At 55.2% G+C, this 24,011-nt stretch carries 25 protein-coding genes; 12 read left to right on the forward strand and 13 right to left on the reverse strand.

Annotated elements, in window-relative coordinates:
- Positions 1-216: 216 nt before the first annotated feature.
- From ACEWL3_RS07450 to ACEWL3_RS07485, 8 genes are all read right to left on the reverse strand, one after another.
- The gene (locus ACEWL3_RS07450) at positions 217-480 is read right to left on the reverse strand and encodes a DUF2933 domain-containing protein (RefSeq protein WP_386179196.1); all 264 of its coding nucleotides are present in this window, start codon (positions 478-480) and stop codon (positions 217-219) included.
- A 7-nt stretch (positions 481-487) separates the two neighbouring features.
- Positions 488-1,144 (reverse strand): hypothetical protein, encoded by a 657-nt coding sequence (locus ACEWL3_RS07455; RefSeq protein ID WP_386179193.1) that lies wholly within the window; start codon positions 1,142-1,144, stop codon positions 488-490.
- A gap of 15 nt (positions 1,145-1,159) precedes the next feature.
- On the reverse strand, positions 1,160-3,358 hold the full coding sequence (locus ACEWL3_RS07460; protein WP_386179190.1) for a copper-transporting P-type ATPase: 2,199 nt from the start codon (positions 3,356-3,358) through the stop codon (positions 1,160-1,162).
- A gap of 1 nt (position 3,359) precedes the next feature.
- The gene (locus ACEWL3_RS07465; protein ID WP_435000664.1) at positions 3,360-3,662 is read right to left on the reverse strand and encodes an SDR family oxidoreductase; all 303 of its coding nucleotides are present in this window, start codon (positions 3,660-3,662) and stop codon (positions 3,360-3,362) included.
- 190 nt (positions 3,663-3,852) lie between these two features.
- The gene (locus ACEWL3_RS07470; protein ID WP_386179187.1) at positions 3,853-4,491 is read right to left on the reverse strand and encodes a hypothetical protein; all 639 of its coding nucleotides are present in this window, start codon (positions 4,489-4,491) and stop codon (positions 3,853-3,855) included.
- The gene (locus tag ACEWL3_RS07475; protein ID WP_386179184.1) at positions 4,484-4,669 is read right to left on the reverse strand and encodes a hypothetical protein; all 186 of its coding nucleotides are present in this window, start codon (positions 4,667-4,669) and stop codon (positions 4,484-4,486) included. Before ACEWL3_RS07475 ends, ACEWL3_RS07470 begins: the two co-directional genes overlap by 8 nt.
- Before the next feature lie 18 nt (positions 4,670-4,687).
- The gene (locus tag ACEWL3_RS07480; RefSeq protein WP_386179181.1) at positions 4,688-6,442 is read right to left on the reverse strand and encodes a DUF3141 domain-containing protein; all 1,755 of its coding nucleotides are present in this window, start codon (positions 6,440-6,442) and stop codon (positions 4,688-4,690) included.
- Entirely contained in the window at positions 6,439-6,708 is a 270-nt protein-coding gene (locus tag ACEWL3_RS07485) for a DUF5676 family membrane protein (protein WP_386179179.1), read from the reverse strand. The genes ACEWL3_RS07480 and ACEWL3_RS07485 overlap by 4 nt, the downstream gene beginning before the upstream one ends.
- Positions 6,709-7,390: 682 nt before the next feature.
- Between ACEWL3_RS07485 and ACEWL3_RS07490 the strand changes: the two genes are divergently transcribed.
- Complete coding sequence (locus ACEWL3_RS07490; RefSeq protein WP_386179176.1) at positions 7,391-8,032, forward strand: RNA polymerase sigma factor; 642 nt, start codon at positions 7,391-7,393, stop codon at positions 8,030-8,032.
- Between the two features lie 56 nt (positions 8,033-8,088).
- Here ACEWL3_RS07490 and petA read toward each other — a convergent pair whose 3' ends face one another.
- Both petA and ACEWL3_RS07500 read right to left on the reverse strand, forming a co-directional pair.
- Positions 8,089-8,646, reverse strand: a complete 558-nt coding sequence (gene petA, locus ACEWL3_RS07495; RefSeq protein WP_386179173.1) for a ubiquinol-cytochrome c reductase iron-sulfur subunit — start codon at positions 8,644-8,646, stop codon at positions 8,089-8,091.
- 72 nt (positions 8,647-8,718) lie between these two features.
- The gene (locus tag ACEWL3_RS07500; RefSeq protein WP_386179170.1) at positions 8,719-8,901 is read right to left on the reverse strand and encodes a heavy-metal-associated domain-containing protein; all 183 of its coding nucleotides are present in this window, start codon (positions 8,899-8,901) and stop codon (positions 8,719-8,721) included.
- A 177-nt stretch (positions 8,902-9,078) separates the two neighbouring features.
- Here ACEWL3_RS07500 and ACEWL3_RS07505 point away from each other — a divergent pair, with 177 nt between their 5' ends.
- On the forward strand, positions 9,079-10,350 hold the full coding sequence (locus ACEWL3_RS07505) for a sialidase family protein (protein ID WP_386179167.1): 1,272 nt from the start codon (positions 9,079-9,081) through the stop codon (positions 10,348-10,350).
- Positions 10,350-10,889: a TlpA family protein disulfide reductase gene (locus tag ACEWL3_RS07510; RefSeq protein WP_386179164.1), complete on the forward strand. Its 540-nt coding sequence runs from the start codon at positions 10,350-10,352 to the stop codon at positions 10,887-10,889. The genes ACEWL3_RS07505 and ACEWL3_RS07510 overlap by 1 nt, the downstream gene beginning before the upstream one ends.
- Before the next feature lie 306 nt (positions 10,890-11,195).
- On the opposite strand, the gene ACEWL3_RS07515 is transcribed toward ACEWL3_RS07510, so the two are convergent.
- A complete protein-coding gene (locus ACEWL3_RS07515) occupies positions 11,196-11,666 on the reverse strand; it encodes an Arm DNA-binding domain-containing protein (RefSeq protein ID WP_435000722.1) in 471 nt (156 codons plus the stop codon).
- 357 nt (positions 11,667-12,023) lie between these two features.
- Positions 12,024-12,491 carry an AAC(3)-I family aminoglycoside N-acetyltransferase gene (locus ACEWL3_RS07520; protein ID WP_386179474.1) on the reverse strand — a complete coding sequence of 156 codons (468 nt, stop codon included), beginning with the start codon at positions 12,489-12,491 and terminating at the stop codon, positions 12,024-12,026.
- A 714-nt stretch (positions 12,492-13,205) separates the two neighbouring features.
- Here ACEWL3_RS07520 and ACEWL3_RS07525 point away from each other — a divergent pair.
- The 9 genes from ACEWL3_RS07525 (at position 13,206) to ACEWL3_RS07565 (ending at position 22,705) form a co-directional block, all read left to right on the forward strand.
- A complete protein-coding gene (locus tag ACEWL3_RS07525) occupies positions 13,206-13,985 on the forward strand; it encodes a DeoR/GlpR family DNA-binding transcription regulator (RefSeq protein WP_386179162.1) in 780 nt (259 codons plus the stop codon).
- On the forward strand, positions 13,982-15,046 hold the full coding sequence (locus ACEWL3_RS07530; protein WP_386179159.1) for an ABC transporter ATP-binding protein: 1,065 nt from the start codon (positions 13,982-13,984) through the stop codon (positions 15,044-15,046). The genes ACEWL3_RS07525 and ACEWL3_RS07530 overlap by 4 nt, the downstream gene beginning before the upstream one ends.
- A gap of 49 nt (positions 15,047-15,095) precedes the next feature.
- On the forward strand, positions 15,096-16,382 hold the full coding sequence (locus tag ACEWL3_RS07535; RefSeq protein WP_386179156.1) for an ABC transporter substrate-binding protein: 1,287 nt from the start codon (positions 15,096-15,098) through the stop codon (positions 16,380-16,382).
- 86 nt (positions 16,383-16,468) lie between these two features.
- Positions 16,469-17,344 carry a carbohydrate ABC transporter permease gene (locus ACEWL3_RS07540; protein WP_114878733.1) on the forward strand — a complete coding sequence of 292 codons (876 nt, stop codon included), beginning with the start codon at positions 16,469-16,471 and terminating at the stop codon, positions 17,342-17,344.
- Positions 17,341-18,153 carry a carbohydrate ABC transporter permease gene (locus tag ACEWL3_RS07545; RefSeq protein ID WP_386179153.1) on the forward strand — a complete coding sequence of 271 codons (813 nt, stop codon included), beginning with the start codon at positions 17,341-17,343 and terminating at the stop codon, positions 18,151-18,153. The genes ACEWL3_RS07540 and ACEWL3_RS07545 overlap by 4 nt, the downstream gene beginning before the upstream one ends.
- 46 nt (positions 18,154-18,199) lie before the next feature.
- A complete protein-coding gene (locus ACEWL3_RS07550) occupies positions 18,200-19,000 on the forward strand; it encodes a metallophosphoesterase family protein (protein WP_386179150.1) in 801 nt (266 codons plus the stop codon).
- Positions 18,997-19,827, forward strand: coding sequence for an inositol monophosphatase family protein (locus tag ACEWL3_RS07555; protein WP_386179147.1), 831 nt, complete (start codon positions 18,997-18,999; stop codon positions 19,825-19,827). Before ACEWL3_RS07550 ends, ACEWL3_RS07555 begins: the two co-directional genes overlap by 4 nt.
- Before the next feature lie 109 nt (positions 19,828-19,936).
- Entirely contained in the window at positions 19,937-21,595 is a 1,659-nt protein-coding gene (locus ACEWL3_RS07560) for a Na/Pi cotransporter family protein (RefSeq protein ID WP_386179145.1), read from the forward strand.
- Between the two features lie 63 nt (positions 21,596-21,658).
- Positions 21,659-22,705 carry a UDP-glucose--hexose-1-phosphate uridylyltransferase gene (locus ACEWL3_RS07565; RefSeq protein WP_386179142.1) on the forward strand — a complete coding sequence of 349 codons (1,047 nt, stop codon included), beginning with the start codon at positions 21,659-21,661 and terminating at the stop codon, positions 22,703-22,705.
- A 92-nt stretch (positions 22,706-22,797) separates the two neighbouring features.
- Here ACEWL3_RS07565 and ACEWL3_RS07570 read toward each other — a convergent pair whose 3' ends face one another.
- Complete coding sequence (locus tag ACEWL3_RS07570; RefSeq protein WP_386179139.1) at positions 22,798-23,940, reverse strand: iron-containing alcohol dehydrogenase; 1,143 nt, start codon at positions 23,938-23,940, stop codon at positions 22,798-22,800.
- Between the last annotated feature and the right edge of the window lie 71 nt (positions 23,941-24,011).

Raw genomic sequence — 24,011 nt, forward strand, 5'->3', positions numbered from 1 at the left:
CTTTCTTGTGGATTTGGATTATATTAGAAGCGGGCCCGCGCTTTAATGTTACTATCGCGTCAAATCAGGCTCTGATTTCCCCACGCCTAATTCGGTATCCGGCCAAAATTCACGGAAACCTCACCCATCCCGTCTATGTTATCCGGCGCCACGCTAGCGGCATTTTCCGCGGCATCTGATCCGGCAAGGCCCAAATGCCATATTCGGGATAGTCGGTCATGATTTGTCACCGCCGCCATGTCTGCCGTGGCCACCATGCATGAACAGATGCATCACAACGCAACCCAACAGCAGAAAGACCAGAAAGCCGTTCCCGGCAAAAATGTGGACGCGGTGCTCAAAACCCAGAAGCAGGGCAGCTATTCCCAACGATATGATCAGACTGATCCCAAATCGTGACTTCCAGAACGATTTTTTGCGGTTCTTGTTCAGGTTTCGAACTGTTTTCATCCAGCCGATCAGAGGGGATGTGTTTTTCATGTTCCATTTACCATTCAATCCATTTTTCTGTCGCAGCCAGTGCCGCGATCAATGCGCGGCGATCATCGACGCCACCCAACGGGCGTACCGCCAAGTCGATACGCCGCGCTGCGTTGTAACCTTCGGCTGCCCACTGATCCGGGACCGTGCCGTATTCAGTTTCAAACCGCTTTGCGAACATTCCGCTGGCCTCTGATGGGTTGGTATTGATCGTGCCGGGTCGGACAACAATGGATTGCGGATTCAATTCAACCTTTTCCAGATCTGCGCCCGCTTCGGGGCCGATTAGGACCACAATGTCGATGGAAGTTTGAGATATGCGCTTAAGCCCGCGAATGTTCTCAGCAGCATGGGTTGGCAAGGGCACGATAAATACATCAAGCCCACCAAGATGCCCGTCCGATGTTTCGTCCGCGTGCCCATCCCGCTCTTTGGTAGCCAGTAATATGCCTTTGACTGCAGAGTTCAGCTGCGTCACCGCATCTTCTCCTCCCGCCAGAACTGCGAGCGAAAAGCTGTGCGCGTGGGCGGTGGCCGCAGGCAATGCGAGGGCCAGCGCCACAATCAGCGCTCTGCCAATTTTCGCTAAGACCGGCCCGACCAGGCAATTGCTGGCACTGCGCTGATCGGCCGACATCGTCGTACGTCGTTTAGATTGTGTCATGGCTTTTTCTCCTTTTTAGAACTTGAGCCGCCGTAGCCGCAGCGCGTTCAGAACCACCGACAGGGACGATGCGCTCATTGCGAAGGCCGCGAAAATTGGACCGATCAGAATGCCAAGGAACGGATAGAGGATACCAGCCGCAATCGGCACGCCCGCCGCGTTGTAGATCAGCGCGAAGAATAGGTTTTGTCGAATATTGCGCATTGTCGCGTGGGACAATTTGCGCGCCCGCACAATGCCGTCGAGGTTGCCCTTGACCAGCGTGAATCCGGCACTTTCGATCGCGACATCCGCGCCAGTGCCCATCGCAATGCCGACGTCGGCCTGTGCAAGGGCAGGGGCGTCGTTAACGCCGTCACCGGCCATGGCGACTTTCTTGCCCTCGGCCTGCAACTCGCGAATGATGCGGGCCTTGTCTTCCGGCAACACGTCAGCGCGGATCTCGTCAATGCCAAGACGGCTGGCAACGGCCTGGGCCGTACGCTCATTATCGCCGGTAGCCATGATGATGCGAAAGCCCAGCTCGTGCAGCGACTTGAGGGCCGCTGGCGTGGTTTCCTTGATCGGATCGGCCACGCTGACGAGCCCGGCGATGGCACCGTCCAACACAATGAACATCACCGTCTCGCCTTCATCGCGCCGCGCATTTGCGGTATCGACCAATGGGCCGCTGTCCAACCCCAATTCCTTGATCAGTGCTGTATTGCCCAAAGCGACGGATTTGCCATCGACAATGCCTTTGACGCCTTTGCCTGTCACCGCTTCAAAGTCTTCTGCTTTCGCAAGAACCACGCCGCGCGCTTCGGCCCCGCGCACGATGGCCTCGGCCAGGGGATGTTCGGACCCGCGTTCCAACGAGGCGGCGAGACGCAGAACTTCTGCCGCGTCGTGTCCATCCTCGGGCAGCACCGCGACCAGCTTGGGTTTGCCTTCGGTCAGCGTGCCGGTCTTGTCGACGATCAGCGTGTCGATCTTTTCAAACCTTTCGAGCGCCTCGGCGTTCTTGATCAGCACACCCATCTGCGCTCCGGTCCCCGTTGCCGTCATGATCGACATCGGCGTTGCCAGACCAAGCGCACATGGGCAGGCGATGATCAGGACGGCGACTGCCGACACCAGCCCGTAGGCCATTGCCGGGTCAGGCCCCCAGATCGACCAGACGGCGAACGACATGATCGCGACGGCGATAACCGCCGGCACAAAGAGGCCCGCCACCTGATCGGCGTATTTCTGGATCGGTGCGCGGCTGCGCTGCGCGTTGGCGACCATCTGTACGATCTGGGACAGCATAGTATCCGCACCAATGCGGGTGGCTTCAATCACCAGACTGCCGGTGCCGTTGATCGTTGCGCCGGTGACGGGTTCGCCTGCAACTTTCTCGACCGGAACAGGTTCGCCCGAGATCATGCTTTCGTCCACCGACGAGCGGCCATCGACAACCACACCATCGACCGGCACTTTATCCCCGGGGCGTACGCGCAAATGATCGCCCAACTGTACCTGATCTAGGTCGATTTCTTCTTCGGTGCCGCCGGGTCGGATCACCAGTGCGGTCTTTGCAGCCATGTCCAGCAACGCGCGGATCGCCTTGCCTGTGCCTTCGCGGGCCCGCAGTTCCATCACCTGACCCAACAAAACCAAAGTAACAATCACAGCTGCTGCCTCGAAATAGACGCCAACGTTGCCATTCTCGTCCCGGAAACCGTCTGGAAACATCTGCGGTGCAATTACCGCAACGATACTAAAGGCATAGGCTGCGCCCACACCCATCGAAATCAGGCTGAACATGTTAAGATTCATCGTGCGGAACGACTGATATCCACGCGTAAAAAATGGCCAACCTGACCAAAAGATCACAGGGGTGGCAAGCGCAAGCTCAAACCACAGGGAGGTGCGTTTGCCCAACAAGTCCATAAAGTATGTAATGCCGATGAACGGACCCATTGCCAGAACCAGTAGCGGCACTGTCAGAACGGCACCGACCCACATGCGGTGGGTGAAATCGACCAGTTCCGGGTTCGGGCCTTCGTCATTCAGACTGATGGTTTCCGGCTCCAGTCCCATGCCGCAAATCGGACAGGATCCGGGGCCGGGGTGTCGTACCTGAGCGTGCATCGGGCAGGTATAGACCGTGCCCGAAAACCCTTCCGGCACCGTATCGAAATTCTCGGTTTCATCTGTTGATTTATTAGATCCGTCTTTGGTTACATTCATTTTAAGTTCCTTTTGTGTCGTCGACCCTGTGCATGTGGCGCAGGGCGGTGTTCAGTGAAAAACCATGCCTTCGACGTGAAAGCCGGCATCGACATGCAGGATTTCGCCAGTGATGGCAGTTGTGTGGTCGCTGTCCAGCAGCGGGAAGGTGCCCCCCCCACAGTTCATGCGCCAGAAAACGAACGGAGGTCTCAAGAGCCGCCTGGACCGGACCCATCAGGTTGTAGTGATCCACGACTTTTTCAGCGCCCAAAAAGCTCAGCGTTTTCAGGCTGCCGCCTCGGGCCATCAGCAGTTCGGCCAATTTTGCAAAAGACTCAACGAGAGGCCGTGCTTTTTCGCTGAGATTGGTCAGCGCAAGATCAGCGTTTGCAGCGTAGCAATTGATTGCCGCCGACCAGGCCAGACTGTGTTCATTGGCGATGCCGACGATCAGGCGTTTTTGCCAATCCTGTCCAGCACCCGGACGGGATCAGGAGCAATGACGGTGTTTTTCATTTTGATGCCTCCACAAAGGCTGCTGTCGAGCGGGACGCGCAGCAAGCATGTTCAGGTTGTGGTGAAGCCGCGAGGCTTGCCTCATCCAAAAGTGGCAGCCTTTCCCGCGCCCTGCTGCGGTCACGCATCAATGCCGGCATTGCCAGTAAGGCCATCCGTGCCAGCCTTGGCAAATCATGGTGAAACGATGTATCGCAACAGGGCACTTGCGGCAGATCGGGCCGGCTTGCCTGCAAAACGTCGACCCCTGCAAGATTGGGCGGCATGTGTAGTGGTGCCAAATAGGTAAGCCGTCGCAGACGGGCCGAAAGGGCAGGTGTGACATCCTTGAGGCGATCGCGTTCGGGTGCACCAAGTCCAATTCGGTGTCCGACAGCGACCAGAACCATCGATCCCGGCAGGCTTGCAATGGCTTTACGCAAGCGTGTGAGGGCTTTATCGTGACTGTCGATATGGCCGGGTTCTTCAAGCATAAAAGTCCTGCGGACATCGCTCAGCTGAAAATTCGCGCCGGGCAAGCCGATCCGGTCAATCGCCCCGGACCAAAGTCGTTTTGATTGGCTTGAGACGGTGAACAGAGCAAACTTGAGCGAGGACGACCCGGCATATGGTGTCAGAATAATCTGCTCAGGCATCGGTATTTTCCCCTGTCCTGTTTGTGGTCTTCCGATCACACTTCTTTGTATCGTCGTGTGAGGCGTAATCGTGGCCACTTTTTTTGCCACCATGTCCGTGGCCATGCCCAAAAAGGTGCATCCCGATCAGGGCCCCGCCGACAAGCACGAGCAGCCAGTTTTCAATGATCCATTGCATTTGCTTCTTCCTTTCACGTCAGACCGCCATATCCGCGTCGTTGTCGTCTTTTTGCGCCTTGCTGCCATAAAGCATTCTGAACGTGCGTTCGTAGGTCGCGTCACGCGCGATGCGCGCCCGTTCGATGGCTTCTCCGACTGCAGCAATTGCAGCCTGCTCGCGCTGCATCATCGGGTTGTCTGGTTCAAGTGGCGTCCGTGTTCTGGCAATGCTGTCTGCCGTCTGTCGCACAAGCCACATCCAAGGATTGAACCTTTCAGAGAACATCAGACGACTGGTGCGCATGGGGTGTATCCATTTTAAAATATCGGCGCTGGCTGGCGTCGTGATCAGGCGCACAAAGGGGCTGATAAAGGCGGAATAGAACGCTTCGTTTATCTCAGAAACCCGGCGTACTGAATTAAACGCCTGTTCTGGAACCTGATGATCGAGGTCGCTCACATCTCGAGCCTCGAACCGGACTTTATAATTTGGTGCGTGGCAATCAGGATCACCCGACGGATTTTCAATCATCATCTCGTAAAGACCCGGTTTTAGCTTTTCGATCTTTCCCGAGCTTTCCAGAATGGCACGGTGCTCGAGGCGAGCGACCGAGGCCGACACGAAGATGCCCAGATGTCCGACATGGGCGTTGGTCAGGTAAACGATGCGCTGACCTGCTGCTTTGAGGTCGGCGGTGTTCTTGTAGACTGTGGGAATCCAGCCAAGGGCCTGCGCGGGAGGCGTGATATTATCTCCGTAAGATGCAAAAATGATCATCGGGCTTTTGATTTTGCGTAAGTCGGCCACACAATGATTTCCGATCGGCATTTCGCCACTTTCCAGTTGATTGCCGATGAACAGGTTTTGTGTAATCGAAATTATTTCCGGGCGGCTCAGCGTGTAAAAGCCGCTCCACCACCGCTCAAAGTCGAGAAAGCGGTCACGTTCGGTATCCACGTGAGTGAGCAGGTTGGCGTATTTCTCCCAGATCGCTTTTCCCGGCTTCAGACTCTCGAAGTTCTGGGCCAGCCAAGCCCCGTCAAAACGTCCGTCGCCCAGATCAGCGGTTAAATGGGCCAGCCACGCGCCGCCGAGCAATCCGCCAGTGACACGCATTGGGTTCACGCCCTCTCTGCCTGCCCAATAGGACAGGGGCGATCCGTTAAGAACCACGGGCCCTGCGAGGCTTTCGCAATGTGCCGCCAGAAGCGTAACGGCCCAACCGGCTTGGCAATTGCCATAGAGGACAGGGGCGGCACCATCGTGTCGCACTGAGACCTCTTTAACAAAACGACGTAGTGCTAACAGAACGTCCTCAATGGTTTGGTCTGGCTCGGGCTCAGGAAAGAAGATGACGAAATAGATCGGGTGCCCTTCGGCCATCGCCATGCCAACTTCGCTGTCGCGCTTGAAGCCGCCAATGCCAGGACCGTGGCCGGCGCGCGGGTCCACGACGATGACGGGCGGCTTTGTGGGATCGATACAATCATCCCAGCAGTTGCCTTCAACATCTGTGATCCTGAGCAGAGCGTAATTGGCTGGGCGGCCGAACCGTCGTGCATCCAGCAGCGTTTCATATTTGAAATCCAGCAGTGGCGGCATCCCGGCGCGTTCATGCGCAATCATGTTGTCGGCGCGTTCGCGTAGCGTGTCCATGAACAGCACTGAGCGTTCCCACAGATCGCGGCCATAGGCGACCGGATCAGGCAGGGGTGGATTTTTGTTGGATGATGAGGTGGTCGCATCCGTATTTGCCGGAATGAGCCTGTCAATTGAAGTGATGGTGTTCATTCCGATGTCCTCCTTGAAAAGAAGTTCCATGCTGGAACGAAGATCACCGCGATGTACCAGCCATAGGCAAAGCTCTCGACCAGACCCAATAGGGCGCTCGGCCAGTTGATCCAGATCACGCCGGGCAGGAGAGGTAACCACGCCCGATACATCGCGGCCCCCGGAAAGAGCAGCCCGAACACCACGCAGAGTGCAAAGCTCAGCGCCAACAGGATGCCAAGCGACATCCCAATCGGAAAAATACGGATGGTTTTTGAATCTGACATTTGGATCGCTCCTTGAAGCTTGACGTCGCTCAACCGCGACAGGCCGCGTGTTTCCGCGGGTTCAATATCAGGACGTTGTCAGTGGGAGACCGTTACAGGTGCAGAAAGGAAAACCTGAAAAAGGTTATGCCAACGCCGGATCGTCAAGCAATCGGAGGAGGATCGTCTGGCGAAACCATGCGGCTTTTGCCAAAACTGAAATCGGGCAAAAGACGGCAGAAGTTTCCAGGCAAGGGCCGTCTGGCCGCTTCCATCTTGGACATTAGTAACTGTTGGCTGTGACAGACGGATTGTGACGGACAAGATACAGGGTGTGACGCTTGCAAGGCAAATTGATTGCCAGCTGTCTCAGTCACGCCATACACCAACACATCAGTGGCATTGTTATCAATCTCTGATGGATGATCGAAATCGGAATGAGCTGTTCCAAAAATTAGAGCAGCAGTCAGAAATATGGTTCTCACGAAACAGCAATACCGCGTGAAGCTTGAAAATGGTGAGTGCAAATGACTGCTACGCATAATTTCAGTGTAGCACGAAACAGGACCAGCCCATATTTTTATATGACAAGCCAAGCAGGCATTCCAATACCGCCAACTCGTTAAGGAATTGACGGTTCACAGGTTATTGTTGTGGTGCCAGGTTCACACTTTGGACTAACGTTCCGAAGAGGAGGCGTGAAATGTCTGATCCAAGCCAAATACCGGCGAATGTGCCAATCCTGCCTGATGACTTCCGACCGGTTTCGCCTGCTTTGGAACTCGCTTTAAAGGCGCACTACATCGACTTTCAGCGCTATCTGCTGCGTCGCGTGGGTGACAAGGCGACAGCAGAAGACGTCTTGCATAGTTTTTGCATCCGGGTGATGCAAAGCGAGACACGACTGCGCGATGAACGCAGCGCTCTTGGTTGGCTTTACACGGTTCTAAAGTCTGTTCTGATGGATCATTTCCGCAAAGAAACAGTCCGAAATCGCAATTATACCCGCTATTCACAAGAGCGAATGGTCTTGGAAACTGATCGTGCCGGGCAGGAAGAGAATGACACGATCTGCAATTGCCTTCGCGGTTTGCTCCCCGATCTCAGGCCCGAGTATGCGGAGATACTGAGGCGGGTTGATTTTCTGGAGGAGCCACGCAAATTGGTCGCAGCAGATATGGGTGTCTCACAAGAAAATCTGCGGGTACGCCTGCACCGCGCAAGGGGCGCGATTGGCGTTGCCCTAAAACAGCATTGTGGAGCGTGTTGCGAGACGGAGTACCGAGATTGTTTCTGCCAACGTGATTGTACAGACACCGGTTCTCTGGAGAATGGTGAACTATAGGGCTTCGCTGTGACTTTGTTGAACGTAGGAAATAAGCCACGACCGGACGATGTCGTTCAGCCAATCGTCAGAACAAGATCGTCAGACAGCAGCATCTCCGGGATATGGAGGTTTTCAGGGGCGGGACCCTTTCTTATGCGCCCGGCGGTATCGTAGTGCGACCCATGACAGGGGCAGAACCATCCGCCAAAGTCTCCCGCGCCGTCGCCTATCGGCACACAGCCTAAATGCGTACACACGCCGATCATGACTAGAAACTGCTCTTGTCCCGCGACCGCCCGATTATCATCCGTTGCCAGCGCGTCATCCTTTACGTTTGGATTTCTTGCAATTTGGTCTGGCAAATTTTCAAGGTTATCTGCTTTTGCGGTCTCGATTTCTTCAGGGGTTCTAAATCGGATGAATACCGGCTTACCACGCCATTTTACTGTCAATTGGCTACCTACCTTCAAAGTAGATATATCCACCCTGATGGTTGAGAGTGCTAAAACGTCTGCCGAGGGGTTCATTTGGTTTATCAGCGGCCAGACGGCTGCGCTGACCGCTATTGCACCTGCACCTGAGGTGGCGAAATACAGGAAATCCCGGCGTTCATTGGGTATCGTTTCATCCATTATTTCTTCCTCTGAGGGCTGGGGCGCAGGCAACTGGGAGCCAATAGAGGCGTGCCGACTATAGGTTGAGTGTCAAAGGGCATCTGACTCATAATCACCCGCGTTCATGGAAGGGACCAAGGTTCCAGCCATTGCATCGCTATTAACGGTGACGACCCGGTTGGCCATTTCGAAAATCACTTGCGCATTCCTATCCACCTCTTTGATCGCGTTTTCGATCGCGGATTTGCAATGGCCACAGCTCATTTCGGGCAATGAAAATTTCGTTTTTTCAGTTTCTTTCTTCTAGATCTTAAAACTAGCTGGTTCCCGCACTGGAAGGTCAACGGTTGATTTCATAAATAAAACCGGGTGCTTGTCGCGGCACCTTTGCGTGGCTGTAGTTTTGATGCGATGATCTGTTTAATAACCTAGCGAGGTGAGGTGATGCTTATGCTGAACAGACTGGCGAAACTGAGTGCAAAGGGCTTTTTGGCAATTACCTGTTTGTTTTTCGCCGACGTTCAGAAAGCCTTCGCAGAAGAGGCGCTTATCTCGTCGATAACAGAACTCGCTGCTCCCGTGGCTGACGGTGCACGCGAACCATTCCTTTCGACCACAAGAGACGGTCGCGTCCTGATGAGTTGGACTGAACCAGAAGGAAATGGGTTCGCGGTAAAGACTGCAATCGCCGATGCGTCCGGTTGGTCGACGCCACAGACTGTCGTGCAAGGCAACGACCTTTTCGTAAACTGGGCAGACTTCCCCTCTGTAATCGCATTGTCAGGCGAGACGCTCGCAGCCCATTGGCTGCAAATCAACGGTGACGCGTCGTATCAATACGATGTAAAAATCGCGCTGTCGGAAGACGAAGGGAAAACCTGGGGCACGCCATTCATCCCGCATGACGACCGATCACAGCGTGAGCATGGGTTTGTGACCTTGCTGCCAGGGCAGGGCAGTGAATTCACTGCAATCTGGCTGGATGGCCGCAATTATGACACCTATGGGTCTCAGGATGATGCCGCCAATGCCATGCAACTGCGTGCACGCTTTGTCGCAGCTGACGGTGTCATGGCGGATGATACACTGCTTGATGAACGGACCTGCACCTGTTGTCAGACATCTGCCGTTGTCACGGATCTAGGAACGGTTCTGGCTGTCTATCGGGACCGATCATCAAGTGATATCCGCGACATCTCAATTGTTCGCAAAACCCAGGATGGATGGTCGGAACCAACTTCTGTCGCTGTTGATGGCTGGCATATCGAAGGGTGTCCCATTAACGGGCCTGCAATCGATAGCAATGGTGGCCAGACAGTTGTCGCTTGGTTTACAGCAGCGGGTGATGTGCCAAAGGTAAAGGTCGCATTTTCAGATGATGACGGTGTGAGCTTTGGAGCACCGCTGGAGATCGACAATGGCGCTCCTTCCGGGCGGGTTGATGTTCTTCAGCAAGCAAGTGGTCCTCCATTGGTCACATGGGTGGAACAGACCCCGCAGGGTGAGACAGTGTTGATCTGCGCGGTTGACGCAAAATCCGGATGTACGCACCCCAGCATTATTGGTGTAAGCCCAACTGGGAGAACGGTCGGATTTCCTCGCATGGCTCTCGGCAACGACGGTGTCTTCATTGCGTGGACCGAGCCCTCGAGAAAGGCCAGAACACATCCCGAAGGCGGAACGGTTGTTCGCACGATACTTGCGCGGTTAGGAGAAAGATAGTGAACGGATGGATGCGCCGATACGGTCTTTGCGCCACCTTTTTCGCGCTGCTTGCAGGCACATCTTCCGCCCAAGGTGGAAAGTTTCTTTTTGGCATCCATTCCACAGCCAAACCTGTCCCGACGATTGTATTCACCGATGCATCTGAAAATCCACTCACCCTCGACGATTTCAAAGGAAAGTACGTCCTCCTGAACGTCTGGGCCACCTGGTGTCCGCCGTGCCGCAAAGAACTGCCTGAATTGCAAGGTCTGCAACAAGAACTTGGCGGAGACAGGTTTCAGGTTGTTGCATTGTCAACGGATGCAGGTCGCCTGGACAATGTGCGCGAACTCTACCAGGAGCTTGGTCTTGATGAGGCCAATATTTTTATTGATGAAACCGGATCGGCAATGCGTAAACTTGGTATATTCGCGATGCCGACAACTCTCTTGATCAATCCTCAGGGACAAGAAATTGGGCGTAAACCAGGACCGGCGGACTGGGACAACGCTGACGCATTGGCATTCTTTAAGACGCAGATGGGCGGCAAAGATTGACTTCGGAAATGAAGTGTTTGGGCACCTGAACCACAACAGAAGACCGTGTTCACCCATCTTGCCCTATGCGGATCAAATTACCCGACTTGCCATTGGGCAAAGATTTCCAGTTGGTAAGAAACTTTAAGGGTAAATTAGCAGGATTAACAAAACACCAAATCTATCTATCGTCCTAAGATCGATGGTTTTTTCTTGAATTTCACCCAATTTGCCCAAACTTGCATCATGTCGCTAATCTGAACGTCTCGCTTAGTGCCAAATATCAGCTGGCCACCAAGATGATGCTGCGCCCGTTGTTTGAGTAACTTAACTGCTTGCTCGTGTAGGGTCGATGCGTTGCGCTATGAGTTGCTGTGCTCGAATGGCCGCAGTACGGGCATTCGCCAATCCGATCGCCGAATAGGTTCCCGACCCCATATCTCTTCGTTTGCCCGTTGCTGGAGAGACAAAGCGCAGGGTGAACTTCTCCGTGCCAATTTTGGATCCTGATCTAAGATAAAGACCAGCTGCGCCACCCACTGCTGTTGGTTTGTCTCCGGGCCTGTTTTTCGAGCTTTGGTGCCAGTGAGCACAGATTGGTCCCATCGAATGCTCTTTCTCAGCTTCCGCGGACCCACATCCAGCCCCACATTCCGTATAAGATTGGATAAGACTGCCTGAGACGGACTGAAAGGCAGACTGACCATAATAGTGTAAGATATCAGGAATAAATGGGACCGTTGATACTGAGTGAGACACCGTAAGATAATTATGCGGCTGACTGTCGATCCACCACATACCCCTGTTTCCCTCTTCCCTGTCAAAAATCGCATCGAATTCGCGGTCGATTTCGGTGGCTTGCGAGCAAACCCTTAGAACAGAGACGCAGGGGATAATGCACAATGGCTGGCTGTATCTGCGGGAGCTTACGACTTTGAGGATATACTTGCCGAAGGTCAGAATTGCAGCAGTTTGCTTCGTGAAGATTTGCTTGAAAAAGTGGTGCAAGATCAAACCACGCGGCGGGATGGGTGAACCCTGTCTGATATGCCAGACAACAACGGAGGCGAGGCGTTAGGTCGGTGGTTGGAGCCGCATTTGAGCATGATTGCTCAACCTGGTACCTTGGTGAGAAGAGCAAAGTCGAGCGGCACCCTACCGGGGTGAAATGTCAAAGTGGAGCACATCCTCGCGGTGGCCGAGTTTGGTGTACAGCGCAATTGCGGGGTCATCACCTTGATCTGCCTGAACAAAGACGATCCATCCGCCGCGCTCCCTGGCGATCGCTTTCACGGCCTCGATGAGTTGGGTAGCGATGCCCCGTCTGCGGTATTCAGGAGCAACCGCCAGATCATAGATATAGAATTCAGAGCGTTCCCGCTCGAATTTCAGCAACTCGTAGGCCACAAGTCCACCGACAACGGTTCTGCCCTCTGCCGCGACAAGCATGACGACCTCGTCGCGTGACAGGACCTGCATGCGATAGGCCGGTCCCGGCCGGGCATTGCCATAGGTTTCGATGTCGTCAAACACCTGCCCGAACAGGTCAAGCAGGGGGCCGAACAAATCCGCGTCACCGGCCCGAAGCCGTCTGATGATAGGCTGTTGATCAGGTTGTTGCATCTGGACAATTGTACCTTTTTGTCGGCGGGGCGACAATAACACCGTTGTTTCGCCGCAATACGACGGGTGCCATAGCCGCCACAGGTTGGTTGGCAGGAGTGTCAGGTGAAGCACCGAAGGGGGCAACAATGCACCGACCATCCCCCACCAGATGAAGAAGACATTGCTGATGATCATTGCGGATCTGATGGTTCTGAGACTGAACCAGCACGTCGTGATCAAGGACGCAGAGGCCGCCGCAAAGCCGACAAGGTCAACGTGGCTGAGGATGACGTGGATTGCTGGAATGACCTGCCTCAGGCGAAGCGACGGGGGTCCGATCCGCAACCCTCTCACTGTCGCCTTTAGCATTGGGCAGATCATGTCGCTTTCGCGCTTCGTAAAGGACCATCCCCACCTGACGATCAAAAACAGCCAGCCACGCGATGAGCCATCCAGGGAAGCGGCGGAACTGCTGAGGGTAAGTGCCAAGACCCAATTGGCGTTTGGTATATTCATGGATGAGGAACAGGGCAGATTGCCCAAGGACGCTTCAGCGCCGTTGGCAAGCGACCATGCTCTGGGCCTAGTGCTCTTGGGCCTAGCGCTCTCAATTCGATCACAAAAAATCGCAGTTGACCAAAAATGATCACCTTTGTATGATCATTTAAGAGCATTTGGGGGAGTGGGTGCTTTGGAAAGCAGCAAGCGGCCACATTCAGTCGGGTCTGTCCAATGAGCGAGGCCCTGGATCTGTCAGGCGTCAGGCGCCGTAAGATCGCACGTATTGTCGAAGAACGCGGCTCTGTCGGGGTAAAGGATCTGTCCGAGGAATTCGGCGTGTCCGACGTGACCATCCGGCGTGATCTCAAAGAACTGGGCCAGCAGGGGGTTGTCACGCGCACCCATGGTGGCGTGATGATCAATTCCAGTATCATTGCTGACCTCTCGAACGAAGAACGCAAGACCGTTGGACACCTTGAGAAAAAGCGGATCGGGGAAGTGGCGATCGACATGCTGTCGGACGAAGAGGTCGTGTATCTGGATGCAGGGACAACCGCACTGGCGATTGCGGTTCAGGCCCATCGCAAACCGGGGTGTCACTATGTCACGACCTGCCTCGGGATTGCGACACAGTTGATGGAACAGGACATCAAAAGCTTTTACCTCATCGGAGGGGCATATCGCGGCACCAACGATTCCTTTACCGGTTCGCTGGCGATCTCTGCACTACGCTCGTTGTCGTTTGACGTCGCTTTCCTGTGCTGTTCTGGCATCGATATCGCCCGTCGGTCGATCTCAATCGGTGACGAAGTATACAGCCAGATCCAAAAAGAGGCGATTGCGTCATCTCGTCGAAACATTGTCGTGGCACATCACGAAAAGGTTTCAACAAACGGTTTCGTCCACACGGCCAATTTTGATCAGTTGGATTGCATCATCACAGGCGCGGGCCTCGATGAACACAGCCTTGCCCAACTGAAAAGCGCAGATATTGAGGTATTACTGGCATGAACGAGAATGGTGTCTCCATCGAAGTGAAGAAACTGCGCAAAAGCTGGGGACCTGTCGAGGTCTTGAAAGAGGTTGATTTTGGCATTGAGGCGGGTGGTTTTCTAACGCTGCTCGGCCCGTCGGGATGCGGGAAAAGCACCCTGCTGCGGTTGATCTGCGGGCTGGACGAAGTGAGCGGCGGACAGGTTTTGATTGACGGCAAAGACGTGACCAACAAGGCCGCCGCCGCGCGGAACCTTGGCATGGTTTTCCAGAATTATGCGCTGTTCCCGCATATGACCATCAAGGAAAACATCGCTTATGGCCTGAAGATCCGCAAGGTTCCGGCAGACGAGAAGAAAAAGCAGATCGACCGGGTTGCCGAGCTTATGGCGCTCAGAACTCTCCTGGACCGCAGGCCGGCGCAGCTTTCGGGTGGGCAACAGCAGCGCGTGGCCCTGGCAAGGGTGCTGGTATCGGGGCGACCACTGGTGCTGATGGATGAACCACTGTCCAACCTCGACGCCAAACTGCGGGTCGAGATCCGCAGCGAAATACGGTCTCTGAACAAAAAATTGGGTATCACCATCGTCTATGTGACCCACGATCAGAGCGAGGCATTGTCGATGTCCGATCGGGTCGTGTTGATGAACGCGGGGGAGGTGTCGCAGATAGGAACACCGAAAGACCTTTATGAGCATCCCGCCAACACATTTTCGGCCACGTTTATCGGAACGCCGCCGACAAATATTCTGGAATCTTCCGAGGTGGCCTTTCCATCCAATCTCAAGATTACCGGGGTTCAGGACGTGTCAGCCTGCCAGTTTGGCATCAGACCAGAAAGCCTGACCTTTCCCGGCGACGATTGCGAATTCCGGGTGAAGGCGCGTGTGCAGAGCGTTGAATACGAGGGCAAGGTTTTTCTGATCCATCTGATGACGATCGCTGGCACGCGCATGGTTCTGTCGCACCCCGGTGGGTCTGTTCCCGAGGAAGGTGAGGAAATTACCGTGGGCTGGGACCGCGCATCGACCCATGTGTTTTTGAAGAGTGACGGAAAGGCAGCCGAAATAGCGCGCTGAACGACTGGGATCGGGAGTATCCCATTTCATAAACAAGGAGGAGAAGACGATGACTTTTAGACAGACTTCGGCGATGCCGTTGGTGATGAGCGCCATGATTGCTGGCGGTGCAAGCAGCGTGCAGGCTGCTGATCTGGAATTCTATTTCCCGGTTGGTGTGAACGCACCTGCGGTTGCCACCATCGAGGAACTAACCAATGAATGGGCCGCGCAAAACCCCGAACACACCGTAAAAGCGGTCTATGCGGGCAACTACGAGGAAACAACAACCAAGGCACTGACGGCTGCGCAGGCGGGCGAACCGCCGCAGGTTGCGGTTCTTTTGGCCATTGATCTGTTCACGCTTATTGAAGAGGACGTGATCCTGCCAATCTCGGACATTGCCAATACGCCGGAAGACAAGGCGTGGATGGATGGCTTTTATCCCGGTTTCATGGCTGATGCGACGTTCGAAGGCAAAATCTATGGCATCCCGTTCCAGCGTTCGACGCCGGTTCTCTATTACAACAAGGATGCCTTCCGCGCAGCTGGCCTTGATCCTGAAACGCCGCCCAAAACCTGGGATGAGATGATCGAGATGGGCAAGCAGCTGGTCGTAAAGGATGCTAGCGGCAACGTGACCCAGTGGGGAACACGGATCCCGACACTTGGCCTTGGTGGCGCATGGCTATTCGGTGGGTTGGTTGTTTCAAAAGGTGACGTTCTGTCGACAGAGACAGGGACCGAAGCCCGGCTCAACACACCAGCCGCTGTCGCGTCACTTGAATTTCTTCAGCAACTCTCTGCGGAAGGTGTGATGGCACCAGGCGGTATTTCCTGGGGCGATACCCCAAAGGCCTTTCTGGAAGGTCAGACCGCGTCGATCTGGACGTCGACCGGCAACCTAGCCTTTATCAATGACAACGCCGAATTCGATTGGGGTGTTGGTTTCCTGCCCGGTGGTGACGGACCCGGCGCACCCGTTGGTGGCGGCAACTTCTATGTCTTCAGTGACACAACGGAAGAAGAGCGCGTCGCGGCAATGGACTTTATCAAGTTCATGACCGCACCCGCAAATGCCGCCCGCTGGAGCATTGCAACGGGCTATGTCGCACCGCGCGCCGACACGTGGGAAACGCCGGAAATGAAGGCCTATTCCGCAGAATTGCCCCAAGCTCTTGTGGCGCTTGACCAGATGCCTTTTGCCTACCGCGAATTTGCGACTTTCCAACGTGCGAAGGTCACGCAGTATCTTGTGGACGCGATCGAAAGCGTTGTGACCGGTGGCAGCACCGCACAAGAGGCGCTGGCCAAGGCGCAGGAAGGGGCCGACTCGGTTCTGGGCGACTACAATTAAGGCGTATTCAAAACGCTTCCAGCCTTCGCGCACCCTGATGTGCGTGCGCGAAGGCACCACCCACCCGTGAAGAGAAATGGACAGTCATGAACAAGCGTCTGCCTTTGGGCCTCGGGATTATTCTGTTGGTGTTGCCGTGTTCGCTGCTGGTGGCGTTTACCCATTATCCGGCGGTGCGTGCCTTGATAAATTCGCTTTGGAACAACGCGAGTTCGCGCCGTCCGTCAAAGTTTGTCGGGATCGAGAATTACGAGGCACTGATCGCTGATGACAAGCTGATGCAGGTCTTGACCAACAGTGGCCTTTACGCGCTTGGGACCATCCCGCTTGCCATTATTCTGTCTATCAGCATGGCCTTGCTGGTGAATTCAAAACTGCCCGCCACGGGCCTTATGCGCTTGTCGTTCTTTATGCCCACGATGTTGCCGCTGGTGGCGGTGGCGAACATCTGGCTGTTCTTTTACGCGCCGGGCATTGGCCTTGCGTCGCAGATCATGAACTTCTTTGGGCTGCCAACAATCAACTTTCTTGGCAGCACCGAGACATCACTGGCATCGATGATGGTGGTGGCGATCTGGAAAGAGGCAGGTCTGTTCATGATCTTCTATCTTGCCGCCCTCCAGGCGGTGCCTGACAACCTCAAGGATGCCGCGCGGCTTGAAGGCGCGGGCCCGGTTCGGGTTTTCATTGATGTGGTGTTTCCGCTGCTGCGGCCCACCACCATCTTTGTCGCTGTGAATGCCCTGATCAATGCCTTCCGGCTTGTTGACCACATCATCGTTATGACCAAGGGCGGCCCTGATAATTCAAGCGCGCTGCTGTTGTACTACATCTACGAGGTCACCTTCCGGCAACGCGATTTCGCCTATGGCGCAACGCTGACCGTGCTGATGGTGGCGATCCTCGGTATCCTCGCGGCCTTCCAGTTCTGGGTCCTAGATAGAAAGACGCATTACCAATGACCAAGGGATTGAATAGGATACTTACGACAACACTGGCCTTTGTACTGGCGGGTCTTTGGGGGCTTCCATTTCTCTATTCGGTATGGACAGCCTTTCACGAAGAGAAATATTCCGCCAATTTTAAATGGAACGCACCCCTGACGCTTGAGAACTTTGTGCAGGCATGGAATGCAGCCCCGTTTGCGCTATATTTTCTCAACACATTCATCCTGATTACCATCGTCATTGTCGCAAATTTCATTTTGTGCACACTCGTGGCCTATGCCTTTGTACGCTACCGGTTTCGATGGGCGGGTTTTGCGTTTGCCCTTGTGATGGTGCAGCTTCTGATTTCGCCCGAAATCCTCATTGTAGAGAATTATCTGACGCTTTCCCGGATTGGTTTGACCGACACGATCATCGGGATCGCGCTGCCCTATCTGAATTCGGCCTTTGGTATTTTTCTCTTGCGCCAGACCTTCATGAGCGTGCCCAAGTCGCTTGACGAAGCAGCACAGCTTGAAGGGGCAGGGGCGTGGCGAGTTTTGTGGAACGTCTATGTCCCGCTGGCCAAACCTGTTTACCTTGCCTATGGGCTGGTTTCGATCAGCTTTCACTGGAACAACTTTCTGTGGCCTCTCATTGTCACCAATTCGCCCGAAGTGCGCCCGGTGACTGTCGGTCTCAGTGTGTTCGCCACGGTGGAAAGCGGTGTTGAGTGGTCGCTTGTGAACGCGGCGACACTGATGACCACCGCACCGTTGATCATCGCCTTCCTCATCTTCCAGCGCCAGTTCGTCGCGAACTTTATGCGCGCCGGGATCAAGTAAACCAACGCCTCGGTCCAATATTTTGTGGCCGATGACGGAGACATGCATGCGATTTGCCCATCTGAGCGATCTACATCTCAGTCAACTCCCGGTGGCGGGTGTGTCTGCCGACGCCGACGCCATTCTTGAGCATCTTGTGCAAGATGTGCGACGGATCAGCGAAATACTGGATTTTGTAGTGGTCTCAGGCGACATGACTGACGACGCCGATGCGGCGTCATTTCGCCAGTTTGAGCATCTGTTCGGGTCAATCGGTTTGCCGGTTTTTATCGTACCGGGCAATCATGACGGCCCGGCGGGCTATTATCAGTACCGTGACGGATCGGAACAGTTTGCCGCATGGGACATTTCCAACCGGACTGTCGAGTTGCCGGATGTGCGGCTGATCGGCCTCGACACGTGTATCGAAGGGGAACCGACCGGCAGAATCGACCCCAAAGCGTTTGGATTGATTGAGCAGCAGGTCGCGCGGCGCGACGCAGCGCCGCTGGTTATCGTCATGCACCATCCGCCGGTGCCACCCGGTCTGCACGATTTTGACGTGGTGGCGCAGCTCGCCGGGTGTGACAAGTTACTTGAGATTATTCAAAGGGCCGGCACTCCACAAATCATCCTGTCTGGCCATGTGCACCGCCCCTATCAGGGTTGCAGTCATGGGATGGCGTGTTTCGTGGCTGGTAGCCCGACCAGTGCCTACACTTCAGACATGCCGTTCGGTACCTCGCCGATCCGACCAAAAGGGCTGCAGGATTTCTATTTTGTCCACGAGATTGACAAAACGGGCCGCCATGTTGTCACGCCACAGCATTTTCCCTATGCGGGGCGCGACGGCCCCACGCGGACATGACGCTCACCTCAAGACAGATTGATGACCTTATCAACGTCGTACGCGAAACCGGCCAATGCGAAATCATGCCAAATTTTCGGAACCTCGCGCCAGACAGTGTGCAGATCAAGGCAAATATCAAGGATCTTGTGACCGATGCAGATCGTGCCGCAGAACGGGCGATTGCCACGGCGACAGCAAAAATTTTGCCGCAGGCGGTATTCGTTGGTGAAGAAACGGTGGCCGACCGACCGGAACTTCTTGACGCAATGGCGGCCGCAAATACCAGCGTGATTGTCGATCCGATTGACGGTACCGCGAACTTTGCCGCGGGTCTTGCCGTCTTCGGAACAATCCTCGCGGTTGTTGAAAATGGCGAAACGACCTTTGGCCTGCTGTATGATCCTGTGCTGGACGACTGGATTTATGCGATCCGCGGTCAGGGTGCCCATTTCATGCGCGATGGAAAGCCCCCCCGCAAGGTGGCACCGCGACCGGAAAGGTCGCTTGACATGGCCAAAGGGTTTTTGCCGTTGGACAACTATGCAGCGCAAGATCGGACAAGGGTCATGCGTGCCTTTGAACCGGTGTGCCAGATTGAGGATGTGCGCTGTTCGTGTCACGAATACCGGATGCTGGCATCGGGTCAGGCGGATTTCCTTCGCTCTGCAAAGTTGAACCCCTGGGATCACGCCGCAGGGATTCTGATTTTGCAAGAAGCCGGTGGATGGGCAGAGGTCGATGGGGGGGAGAACTATACGCCGAACCTGCACAAGGGCAGCGTTATTGCCGCAAGCTGCAGAGAAGTTGGAAATCGTGTCAGGGAGTTGTCGACTTGCCTGCTCTGACGTGGCATCGCTTTGTTTTTGGTATACGATCAATCCAAGTCGCCTGTGGCCGGGTTGGGCACTGCCGGGACGAACTGCGGAAATGCCATCCTAATACGGCGAGGAACGAATGGTAGAAAACACGTTTTTCATTCTACTCAATCTGGCGAGCGCTGCTGCGCTTCTCATCTGGTCTGTGCGCCTTGTTCGCACGGGATTTGAGCGCGCATTCGGCGGGCAATTGCGGCGCTGGCTGCAGTTGTCGACGACCAGCCGGTTCACGGCGGCGGGGTGCGGCAGCATTGCTGCGATCCTGCTGCAAAGCTCGACTGCCGTGGCTGTCCTCATTGCTGGCTTTATGTCGGCCGGTACGATCAATGGCATTGTCGGTCTGACTATTTTGTTGGGGGCTGACCTCGGCTCTGCTATCGTGGCAAAACTTCTCAATTCGTCGCTTTCCTTGGTCGCACCTGTCCTTCTGTTGGGGGGTGTGATCACTTTCCTGCGCAGTGCGCGCCGTCGCCCCCGCCAATTTGGCCGTATTGCCATCGGCCTTGCACTTTTGTTCATGTCGCTTGACCTGATCCGCGCGGCCAGCCGCCCGATGATCGAAAGCGCGCAAAGCCAGAGTGTCATTCTCTATCTTGCTGACGAGACCGCAGCGGCCTTTCTGGTGGCAGCATTGTTTGCCTGGCTGGTGCATTCCAGTGTCGCGGCGGTGCTGTTGTTCGTGACCATGGCCGGACAGGGGATCATACCTGCCGAAGCGGCCTTTGCGATGGTGTTGGGTGCAAATCTGGGCGGGTCCTTCATCGCGCTGGTGCTGACGCTAAAGTCTGGTGTGATGGTGCGCAGGGCGGTATTGGCAAATCTGATCTTAAGGGGCGGCGGTGCTGCAGGTTTGCTTTATCTGCTCTCGGTTGTTCCGGAACTATCGGGCTATCTGGGGTCGAAACCAGCGCAGCAGGCGCTGAACCTTCATTTGGTTTTTAATGCGACATTGCTGCTTGTCTGCCTTCCGTTTGTCGGTCCGCTTTTTCGTGCGGTGTCGCTTATCGTTCCGGACATTTCAGCCGAAGCCGAAGCCGCTGCGCGCGGCACAGCGCTTGACCCCGACGCGCTCGATCATCCCAAGCGTGCGTTTTCCTGTGCCCTGCGTGAACTCGTGCATATCGGCGGACGGGTGGAGGCCATGCTTCGCAACGTCTTGCCGCTTTATAGCAGTTTTGATGAAATGGCGGCAGCGGCAATCCGGGCAGAAAACAGGGATGTCGCACAACGGTCCCTCAAATTGCGGATTTACCTGGCAAGCATTCGTGGCAACGACAGTGAGGACAAGATCGGAACGCGGGCCATTGAACTTGCCGGTATTGCGGCGAACTTGGAATCGGCGGCGGATATGATTTCCCGCAAGATGGTCATGTTGGCCGAAACAATGAGCCAGGAGAACCTCAAGTTCTCGAACGACGGCTGGAAAGATGTGACCGGGTTTCACGACACGGTCTATCGCAATGTTCAGCTTTCGATCTCTGTTCTGATGAACGAGGATCCGTCGCTGGCCCGCATGTTGGTCGAGCAGAAAGAGATTGTACGCGATGTCGCCCAAAGGTTGGAAAAGCAGCATCTCTATCGGTTGAAAGAGGGCCTGTCAGAGTCCATCGAAACCAGCAGTATACACTTGGATCTGCTGCGGGCGCTGAAGGCGGTGAACACCAGCTTTGCCATGATCGCCTATCCGGTGCTGAGCGACAGTGGTGAACTGTTGGGCAGCAGACTGGCAGCAAACTGAGCCTGCGTGATCTGATGCCACTCTGAAAGGTCCGATGACGCTATCAATGGAAGGCAGCTTTTCATGACGAATATCGCGCTCCCTGATCAGCCACACCGTCGGTTCAATCCTCTCAAAAGCGATTGGGTTCTTGTGTCACCACATCGCGGCAACAGGCCCTGGCAAGGACAGGCGGAAAGCCCGACACCAACAGACAAACCTGCGCATGACCCCAACTGCTATCTTTGCGCTGGCAACACGCGGGCGACCGGTCAGACAAACCCCGATTACGCCGGCCCATATGTCTTTCCTAATGACTATCCGGCGCTGCTGACGGATACGCCTCTGGTCGATTTTGTTGCGGACGCATTGTTTCAGGCCCAAAACGTAAGAGGCACGTCGCGGGTCATCTGTTTTTCAGAGCGTCATGACCTGACGCTTCCTGAGCTGTCCGTCCCTTCGATCTGCAAGATTGTTGATGTGTGGAGCATGCAATCTGCAGAGCTTGGCGCGCAATTTGAATGGGTTGCCATTTTCGAAAACAAAGGGGCCGCCATGGGCTGTTCCAACCCGCACCCCCACGGTCAGGTCTGGGCATCAAATTTCATTCCGAACGAAATTCGAACCGAGGATCTGTGCCAGAAAAAATTCCTCGCCGATCAAGGCACCAACCTGCTTTTGTCGTATGCGCAGCGAGAGGCGCGGCTGAACGAACGGATCGTGGTCCAGAACCCGCATTGGATTGCTGTTGTTCCCTACTGGGCGACATGGCCGTTTGAAACACTGCTAATGCCGACGCGCCATGTTGTGCGACTGACCGACCTTTCAGAAGATGAGCGTGATGCCCTCGCTGACATTCTGAAGCGGCTTTGTACGCGCTATGACAATCTTTTCAGCGCGGAATTTCCATATTCGATGGGCTGGCACGGGGCACCGCCGATGTCCAGCGATACGGAGCACTGGCAATTGCATGCACATTTCTATCCGCCCTTGCTCAGATCCGCGAGCATCCGAAAATTCATGGTGGGCTATGAAATGCTGGCTGAGGTGCAGCGTGATCTCACCGCAGAAAAAGCCGCCGCTATCCTTCGCGATCAATCAGAGGTCCATTATTTGGCGTCAGGGCAGTGATGAACCGCGGCGATGAGCCAATGAGGAACCGGGGTTAAGCTCGCGCAATTCTTGAACGCCAATAAGATTGGTCGGCGAAACGGGCGGTGCGTCTATATTGCAGCGTTCAATATCTGCAAGAGGTCCCTTTGAGACAGCTGGAAAGGGTTGCCTTTCATGGATGATGCGGTGGCGGCGGCCTGGGCTACCTCGGGGAAGTCCGTCAGAGCCAAACCCATATCCTGCAGCCCGCGAAGACCCAAGTCCTGAGACCAGCGCCGTAGCTCAAGTACGGGATCTGCGTTCTTGTCTTTTGCAAAATGGACCGCGATTTGCTGCAGTACCCATTGCAGACGGGTGTGCACGTCCGTTTCCTTTTTCGCTTTGCGCTGATGTGACTGTAAAACTGCAGGAAGAAGAGCGCCGCAGATTTCCCCATGCGGCGCATTGGTTTTTCCCCCTATTACCCCCGCAAAACCGTGCACAGCACCCAGCCCGGCGTTCGCCAGAGCAAGGCCACCGCAGGTGCTGACCCAAGCCATGCTGTCCCACGCGTCAGGCGCATCGGTTTCAACAAGGTTGCGCAGTACACCAAGACCGGTTGGAATTGCGGCCCGGCACAAGGCGTCCGTCATCGGGTTTGCCTTGACCGACAAGTAGGGTTCGATCACCTGCGTAACGGCATCCAGACTTGAGGCAAGAGTAACGTGTCTTGGCGCGCCCTGCATCAGATTGGCGTCAATGATCGCAATGTTGGGCACCATGCGGGGATCACGAAGGCTGACTTTGAGGCCACGATCCGGCACCGAGATGACCGCATTTTTTGTCACTTCCGCGCCTGTGCCTGCCGTTGTTGGCAGCGCGATCATCGGAACTGGTGGATGCTCCAATTGCCGCCCATCTCCGACAACCTCAAGATAGTCGCGCGGGGCACCGGAGCAGGGGATCAGCGCCGTCAGAGCCTTGGCAAAGTCGATCACCGACCCGCCACCCAAGGCGATCACAACATCAGGTTGAAACCCCTTCAGCTGGTCCAGCGCCAGTTCAATATCCGGCAAGGATGGCTCGCGCAGACAACTTACCGCTTTTGTCATCAGGTCAGCGTCATTGCACGCATCAATCAGCCATTGTGCCCGCGCCGCACTGGCCCCATGCACCAACAAGATGGCCTTCCCGAAAGCTGCCGCCAATGCGGGTGTCTGTTGGCTTTGACCGCGTCCAAAGTGGATTGTTTGTGGGCCACTGAATGAAAACATTTGCCTCACCCCTCACAAAGCACGGTATTCAAAAGACTTTTCTGCCAATATGTTTCGCCGTGAGCATATCC

Source organism: Sulfitobacter sediminivivens (assembly GCF_042611115.2).
Classification (GTDB): Bacteria; Pseudomonadota; Alphaproteobacteria; order Rhodobacterales; family Rhodobacteraceae; genus Sulfitobacter; species Sulfitobacter sediminivivens.